General features: G+C 49.4%; 7 protein-coding genes and 1 pseudogene. All 8 read right to left on the minus strand.

Annotated features, from left to right (window positions below):
• Nucleotides 1-490 (minus strand): annotated as a pseudogene (locus ABW391_RS27900) (hypothetical protein); the annotation flags it as partial.
• A 1-nt stretch (nt 491) separates the two neighbouring features.
• The gene (locus ABW391_RS27905) at nt 492-1,166 is read right to left on the minus strand and encodes a hypothetical protein (protein ID WP_353485192.1); all 675 of its coding nucleotides are present in this window, start codon (nt 1,164-1,166) and stop codon (nt 492-494) included.
• A complete protein-coding gene (locus tag ABW391_RS27910) occupies nt 1,163-1,576 on the minus strand; it encodes a Dps family protein (RefSeq protein ID WP_353485193.1) in 414 nt (137 codons plus the stop codon). The genes ABW391_RS27905 and ABW391_RS27910 overlap by 4 nt, the downstream gene beginning before the upstream one ends.
• Complete coding sequence (locus tag ABW391_RS27915; protein ID WP_353485194.1) at nt 1,566-1,778, minus strand: hypothetical protein; 213 nt, start codon at nt 1,776-1,778, stop codon at nt 1,566-1,568. Before ABW391_RS27915 ends, ABW391_RS27910 begins: the two co-directional genes overlap by 11 nt.
• Before the next feature lie 297 nt (nt 1,779-2,075).
• Nucleotides 2,076-2,747, minus strand: coding sequence for a phage tail tip lysozyme (locus ABW391_RS27920; protein WP_353485195.1), 672 nt, complete (start codon nt 2,745-2,747; stop codon nt 2,076-2,078).
• A 1-nt stretch (nt 2,748) separates the two neighbouring features.
• The gene (locus ABW391_RS27925) at nt 2,749-3,696 is read right to left on the minus strand and encodes a peptidoglycan-binding domain-containing protein (RefSeq protein ID WP_353485196.1); all 948 of its coding nucleotides are present in this window, start codon (nt 3,694-3,696) and stop codon (nt 2,749-2,751) included.
• 44 nt (nt 3,697-3,740) lie between these two features.
• On the minus strand, nt 3,741-3,941 hold the full coding sequence (locus ABW391_RS27930; protein WP_353485197.1) for a hypothetical protein: 201 nt from the start codon (nt 3,939-3,941) through the stop codon (nt 3,741-3,743).
• A partial coding sequence (locus tag ABW391_RS27935; RefSeq protein ID WP_353485198.1) for an amidoligase family protein occupies nt 3,938-7,597 on the minus strand: 3,660 nt, incomplete at its 5' end. The genes ABW391_RS27935 and ABW391_RS27930, both read right to left, overlap by 4 nt.

Below are 7,597 nucleotides of genomic sequence, written 5' to 3' on the forward strand. Positions count from 1 at the left end.
CGTAATTTTTTAGTAGTATGTTAGCGTCCTGAACAAAATCAGCATCAATTTGATACAGCATTTTTACTAGTTCTTGGTGTTGGCGAGCAGCCAGGCCCGGTTCGGGACTATAGGATCTATTACCTGACATTATTCTATTAGATGCAGTGTCACGAAAACGTGCAATACGATCATATTCTTTTCTAAATTCTGGATTTGAAAAACTGAATTTATCTGCTGTGCTCCGCACTCGTTGATATTCAGCTCTTGCTGCTGGGTTTTGTAGCTGTGCGCTACCACCTACTGGGGCCACTGGAGTTGACCCCACTGGCGGTTCTGCTGCATCATCATCTGCTGTATCGGCTGCTGCTGCGGCTGGTGCTGGTGCTGGTGCCGGTGCACCTTGGAAGTTTTGCAAGTTCGGGTAAATCGGTTTACCGTTGGCGTCAAATGTCACACGTTCCGTCAGGGTGTCAGTGGAGTTGGGTTTGAAAAATTCGTCAAGTATCATGTTATGCTTCTTCTATGTAATCTGCTGAGGAATTTCTGGCAGCATGTTTTCTATGTGCCTGAAACATTCTCACTGCCATGTCTGCTTCATCCAGACTACCGAATCGACTGGGCAACACACGCCCCAGGTGACGGATTTCAAAACCGCGCACTTGGTCTCCATAGCATTCCAGGCATGTGCCATCTTCTAGAGTGATAGTTTTTACAGGACCGGCTTCGGCTACCACAGGATTGATTGTGGGCGGCGGAACATAGTCTTCGCCACTGGGTTCGTCTTCTGTAGGGTCTTCGTCTACTTCCTCATCGTCACCAATTTCAAGATCCCGTTTGGCCTTGCTGACCAAGTGACTGTCCAGGTGATTTTGTTTTTCTAATTTATCTAGATACTGTGTAAGATCTTTTTTGACCTTGCTGAGCATGTCTTCGTCAATTTCGGCCATGCGTTCGGCCAGTGCAGTCTGAGTGGGTTCCACATCATCGCCTACCATGTACTTGCTAAAGGGTTTGGATTGCTTGTTGCTGCCCAGCACAGGCGACACCGTTTCGGGCTTGAACAAGGCCGGCAATTGCGGCACTGATTTTTGTTGTGCATTGAGTCCGTGCTTGGTTTTGGCGGGAGTAACGTCTGCCTCTATCACAGCCAGACGTTTAAGTATGTTGGCAATGCTGTTGCTCATGCTCTATTTTCTTTCAGACTGCTGCGCAGTTGCCAGGCAAACTTGTTGGTCTGACTCAGTCGTTCAGCAATAAAATTGGCCACATCTTGTTTGTTTTCTTGTGTGGCTTCAGCAAAGCATTGATCAAGTAGTTCCACCATTTGCCCACTATTGGCCAGCAGTTCTTCAAGCATGAGTCTGGCGCGGGGAATTTTGGTTTGTGCAGAAATTACACTGAGTTCTAGAAAACGTTCTAGACTGCCTGGTGCATATTCTCCAAGACTTCGTATGTATTCAGCTGTGGGATCTATTGCGCTGTAGGCATCTTCGTAGATCTTTTGGAGAAATTTGTGATATTGATAAAAGTCCGGACTTTCAACATTCCAGTGAAAGCCATGTACTTTGACATAATAGGCAAATTCAGTTCCCAATAGAGTTTTTAAACTGTCCACGAGCATTTTTATTCCTTTTGTATTCCTTGGGCGTGTTAGGCGTAGGATCTGTAGAGTATTTACCTGTGAGCAATGAACCACCTGATCTTGCGATCATGCCTATGGGCTGGCTTACAGTGGCCATGCTGCCCGATCCACTGGTACCCACAGAGATGTCTTCCATTATTTCATATGCTCTCATTTTCAATCCTTAACAGTGAATTTTTTACTATGCGCGAGTTCAAGGGACCTTCTACAATTCTTACATTTTTCACTTCAATTGTGCCACATGCAGGCGGAACCAGCTCCCAGCGTAATTCGTACTTGCCTGGTCCTGCCCAGATCTGCAAAAATTCTTCCAGGTACTGTTCTCTCCAGACCCAGGTTCGTTCTGTGAACAGTTCATTGTTCACATACACTCTGTAGTTGGGATCAGCTCCGGTCCAGTCCACACTTACGTCTGCTTTGACTATCACAAACTGATGAGTCATTAGAACTATCAGGCAAATTGACTTGCACTCTGACTTCTGATTGCAGCCTGTTGTTCTTTGTTGGCAGGAATCTCAAAGTTGATAGTCCACCAGCTTGTGGCAGCTTGTGGAGTGGGGAAGGTCATGTTCTTGTAACGAGCACCCGCAGGCTCGCTTAGTGCATAGTCCAGCTGTGCTTTCCAGTTCTTTTGCCACTGGTCTTGACCGCCTGCAGCCTGAACCATGCCATTAAAACGAGGCCCGTGGTGTTGTACTAGGCCGCCACTGGTTCCGCTGTCGCCTATGGCCCCACTGTCAAAGCTGGATTCTGCTTGGATGTTGGCCATGATACCTGCAACTTGATTGCGATCTAGTCCTTTGCTGCTCAGATATGATTTGATTTCATTGGGATTGACTGGATTCTTTATCTTGGTGGATGGACCCACTGCAGGTGCAGTTGTTTGTGTGCCAGCAAATTCTCCCAGGTTGGGTAATTTTAGTTTGCTGCCCACAGTTATCTGTCCAGTGGCAGGAATGTCCGGATTCATGTAAAGCAGGCCAGACACAGTGGTGTCAGCGGCCTGAGCCAATTTTTCCAGGGTGTCTCCGGCTTGTACAGGATACATTTTGCCTGGCACGGCAGGATCCACCGCCTCGGCTAGAATTCTACTGCTGCGAGGCAAAAAATCACAAGATTTCATGTTATCCTTTTAGCAAGGTGCTCAAGCGACGCATGCGATTCACGCTTTCTTCAAAATTTGATTCACGCACAGCACCTTTTGGTGTGCCGTTGGTGTTGTGTGTTGCGCCATACTGACGATCCCATGCAGCCTGTTCTCTGGCAGTGCTCATAACACCTGGTCTTGCTGGCGCTGCTGCTGGAGTTGCGGATGGCGTGGCACCTCCACGACCGCTGCCTGCATCACCAGGTTTCGCAGCAGACAGAATAGCACCGGAAGTGTTGGGTCCAATTTTACCGTCGGCAGGGAGGCCATTCTTTTGTTGAAAGGCCCTGATAGCTGCTGTGTCAGGTTGGCCATTCTTGTAAAGTCCCATACTGCTGGCATATCCCAGGATGGCTGGGCTGATTGTGGAACGGGCAGGTGCTTTTGCAGGAGGAGTAGTGGCTTGCACAGTATTTGCAGTATTTGCAGCATTTGCTGCCACAGCAGCATCCACACCAGTCACATTGTCGGGCTCACCACTGGCTGCCACAGCATCAGCCACAGGAGTTGCTGCTGGTGCTGCTGGTGCTGCTGGTGCTGCTGGTGCTGCTGGTGCTGCAAATACAGAAGTGTCGTCATCGCCATATCCTGTGCCAGCTGTTTTTACTGGTGCTGCTGCTGGTGCTGCTGCAACTGTTTCACCAGGCAATGGTGCAGGCAGTCTTGCCATGATGTATTTGTCCATGGGATCCGCACCACCTAACCATTTTAGTTGGCTTGGTGTAAGACTGGCTCTTGCTGTGGCTGCATCAGGATACGGTGTTGCAGCCTGTGCTCCGCCGCCGAGTGCGCCGGCAATTTTTCTACCAAAGCCCTTGATAGAATCTAGATTTTTTGCACCTTGTGCTTGTTGTGCTGCAAATTCAGCATCTGTCATTGGGGTGCCATCGCGCCCGGCTTCGTTTAAAAATTCACTTGATCTCATGGTTCTTCCTTTTTTCGGATAGTCCGATTTGTTGTTTATTTATTCTATTTGCCCTGTGCTGCCAATCTTGCACCGTTGTTGAAACTGTTGCTGTAGCTCAGGGCATTACGATTACCACGGGCTTTGGACCAGGCATAACCGGCTCTGTGACCCGAACAATCTTTGGTGCAGGGTGAGCCCAGGAAGCTGAGTTCATCCAGCTCCTGTTGTGGCTTTTTCTTGCGGACAAATTCACTTGCTCTCATCGGGCCGCTCCAAATACAGGACCGCTCACATACTGTCCCTGTTGATTCAGCACGCCAGATCTTAGTTGATCGACCATGGCATCAGTGATGTGTCTGCGACGCATGTGTGGGACAATGATGTGTACTTCCACAGGATCGTTGCCTTCCTGCTCTAGAATACTGTGCATTCTGTGGCGACCGTCATGATTACTCACATGTGCCATCTGGCTAAAATCTTCTGATTCCCAGGCTTCGGGAACCACCACTGTGAGCCACGGTGCGCCAACGCCTTTTTCGTCCAGGTTCTTTTTGATGTACTCAATGGTCTCACGCTCATCGGCGGACTTGGCATCTAGAGGCAACGCCAGTTCCAAAAACATACTGGGACGCATGACCACTTGTAGGCCTTGATATCCAATTTGTTGATTGTTGGGCACTGCACCAATGCCCGAGGCATTGTTGATTTTTAATTCATTTACAACCTGTTCGTCCACATCTTCTTCACCGGGTTCATCAAGATCATGTGTTTTCAATCCCAGGCGTGTGAGTGCATGACTGTACATGTTTTCCAGTTCTTCAGATCCAAATGCAAATACTGTGCTGGGCGGTCCTTTGCCCAGTGTGCTTTTGTCTATGCTTTTTAAATTGGATATGTTTTGTCCCAGTTTGTACCAGTCGTACATGTCACTCACATCTACCTTGATTGTGCCTGCGGGCATTTGTGGTGGAGATTCTGGCCCAGGGGGATTTGACGGATCATAGTCTTCCTGTGTACGGCCTTCGCTTAGAACTGGATACACTTCAGTTGGCACACTGATGCTGTTGGTTCTGACCCATTCACCTGCTATTCTGTTGGCATCTGCTTGACTGTTGCCTATGCCGCCAAATCTATGCAATTCTTGTCCAGTGTTGCCGTCTACCACTCGCCATTGGCCGTTCCAGTTGCCCCTGGGTGGTGCTATGGGGATATCTATGTCAATGTCTTGTACTCCGGGAATTGGGCTGGGTGCTGCGGCTGCTTGTCGTTGACGTTGTAGATCCATAGTGCTGCCTGCTACCGGTGCACCGAGCTCTGTTTCTGGCTCAACGCTGAACTCATCAGTATTGATTCCAGGATTGTTTTGTCGCAACCAACGATTGGCCAGGACTCGTGCTGTGTCAGCGTCAGATGCTACCACTCGAGTCACCGGAGTGCCTGCTGCGTTTTTGACCACGTAGCGTTGTCTTGGTCCTGAGGCTGCCACCGGCTCTGGAACAGGATTCTTTTTGAGGCCGCGTTCCAGTTGTGCCTGTTTCACAAAACTGCGCAACGCAGCCTTGGGTATTTTGCCAGCCACATAGTCCACAAAGTAGCGGATTGTGCTGTCATCCTTGTTGTCAGCAGTCAGCAACTTGTACAATTTCTTCTGATACTCTTGACGATACTTTTCAGGATCAATTGCAGCATCCAGGGCCACAACAAATCTCAGCAGAGTGGGTTCAATCAGGTCAAAGTTGTCACCCAACCAGTCGCCACCAGGGCTGCGGAATTCCACATAGCCGTCCTTGGTATTGATACTGGTGTACTTGGCCGTGGTGCCCGAGTGAATGGCCTTGGTAGCAAGACTATCCATGTTGGCTTTCATCTTGGTCAACAGTGCAGCCGCAGGACCGGGATTTGATCTTATGTTGTCCTTGACAATCTTCATGGCACTCTTGGCATAGGTATTGCCTGCACGACCAAAATTTTCCAGCACACGCTCGTCGCCCAGCAGCACAGCCAGTTTCACAAAGTCCAGTTTTTCTTGGCTAAAGCCTGGTACACTCACGTTGATGTGTAGGCCAGTTGAATCATTGGTGTAGCAGCCTGTGCGATCTGCCCAGGCACGGACCTTGTTTAGGTCACTCAGCATTTCATCTATGGGCAGGGGCGGTGACACAAACTCCAGGCCTTGATCGTCATCACTGTCAGGATCAAGACTGCCATCGGGTTCAACCACATAGCGTCCGGCTTCGCGACGTCCGCCATGATATCTGTCACTGGCATTGACCGGACGGCCAATTGCATCACTGAAATCTTCTGCTACATTAGCAATACTAGTGCTGCCGCCACCGCTGCTGGTATAGTGTGGCCACTGGATGTCGTAATTGCGGGCAATGCCACTCATGGTGTCTAGGTCTGCGTCGGCCAACCATTCCTCAAACTGGTCGTCCTCAAAGAACTGATCTCGAGCGTCAGTTTCGGCATCCAAATACCAGGGTTGTAGTTGTTCAGAGGCAATCTTGTCCGCGGCCAGTTGATATTCTTTTCTGGTGATATCTTGATCCGGCTCCAGTTCCAACAACTCTCTGACTTCATCATCATCCATGTTTTCTTTGATGTAGTCGTAGATGAATGATTCGCTGTCAGAATACCAACGATCACCAAATGCTTTGCCCTGCCATTGTGAGTAGTCATCCCACATGCTGTCGATCAGTCTATCAATATCTCTGCGACTGTTGAAATCATTGTCATAGAAAAAGTCTCGGATGTCACTGGGGCTGCTGGCTTTCTCATCCTGATCATAGTCCGGCTCCTGATCTTGATACTCGTCAGTCTCGGTGTTGGGCACGATCATCTCAAATTCCATACCAGCCAAGGCACCTGTCTTGGCAGCTTCTTTGCGCAGATTCTTGCTGCCCATGTTGATTTCAAACAGGTCCTGTTCTTCAAACAGAGCCAGTTCCTGGGCCAGGCTTTCGGCCAGAGTGTTGGCAGATTTCATCAACAGTGCAGGCTTGCCATTGGCATCTGTTTTGAGACCCAGTTTGTTGGCTTCCCGGCCCACAGCACCTGGCTGTACATCCCGAGTCAGGGCCATGACAAAACGGGGATCTCGAGCTTGTTTGCGTGTGGGAATGTAGCCCGATGCTTCTTCCAGAGTGACACCATCAAACATCTCAGGCTGCTCATCAGCCCAGTCTCGCATGATACGACCTGCCATGGCATTGGCTTGATCTTCCCAGGGGCTACCTGTCGCACCAGCATCAATGGGTAGAGGCTCGCGCTCGTCCTGTTGACGATGAGTCATTTCATGTGCCATGGTGCGAAGTATGTCCAGCACATGACGACCTGCGGTGGCCAGGATCAAGGTGTTTGAGTCCGAATCATACTGTCCAAAGCTGCCATTTTCTTGACTCCATTCAGGAGTGGTTTCCAGTCTCAACTCAGGAGGATTTTCCAGTTGCAGTTTGCTCACACAGCTGGAATAGAAGCGATTCAAGATCTTTTTCAGTTGATCAGGATCTGTGCTTTCATCCACCTGTTCAGCTTCGGTGCCGGCAGGATGATCTTGACCAGCATAGGCCGTGCCCGGATACCAGTAATCACGCATGCCATAGTTGACTGTTTTTCGTTCACGAGGTCGTGTGTTGAGACTCAGTTCTTGATCTCGGGCTGCTGTCTTGGCAGCAATCAGATCGGCAATGCAGCCTTTATTTCGTAGCAGTTTGTACGCAATGTTTTCACAACCAAACTCGCCGTTTTTCTCCAGGCCTGTCTGGCGCATGGTCTTGATCTTGTTCCAGAGCGAGTCAATGACTTCGAGATTTTTTGTCTTTATGGCAGCATGAATTCTAGCGTCAAGGTCAGCTGTTTTGCTTTGCACACAGTTGTCATCAATCTTGGCTCGACGACGTTGTGGCACCTGCAGCCAGTC

The sequence above is a fragment of the Haliscomenobacter sp. genome (genome assembly GCF_040403615.1).
Taxonomy (GTDB): domain Bacteria; phylum Bacteroidota; class Bacteroidia; order Chitinophagales; family Saprospiraceae; genus Haliscomenobacter.

What these genes read in the sequence shown, in the direction of transcription:
- ABW391_RS27920 (WP_353485195.1), bottom strand. Translation starts at nt 2,747, where the DNA reads ATGAAATCTTGTGATTTTTTGCCTCGCAGCAGTAGAATTCTAGCCGAG.
- ABW391_RS27915 (WP_353485194.1), bottom strand. Translation starts at nt 1,778, where the DNA reads ATGAGAGCATATGAAATAATGGAAGACATCTCTGTGGGTACCAGTGGA.
- ABW391_RS27930 (WP_353485197.1), bottom strand. Translation starts at nt 3,941, where the DNA reads ATGAGAGCAAGTGAATTTGTCCGCAAGAAAAAGCCACAACAGGAGCTG.
- ABW391_RS27925 (WP_353485196.1), bottom strand. Translation starts at nt 3,696, where the DNA reads ATGAGATCAAGTGAATTTTTAAACGAAGCCGGGCGCGATGGCACCCCA.
- ABW391_RS27905 (WP_353485192.1), bottom strand. Translation starts at nt 1,166, where the DNA reads ATGAGCAACAGCATTGCCAACATACTTAAACGTCTGGCTGTGATAGAG.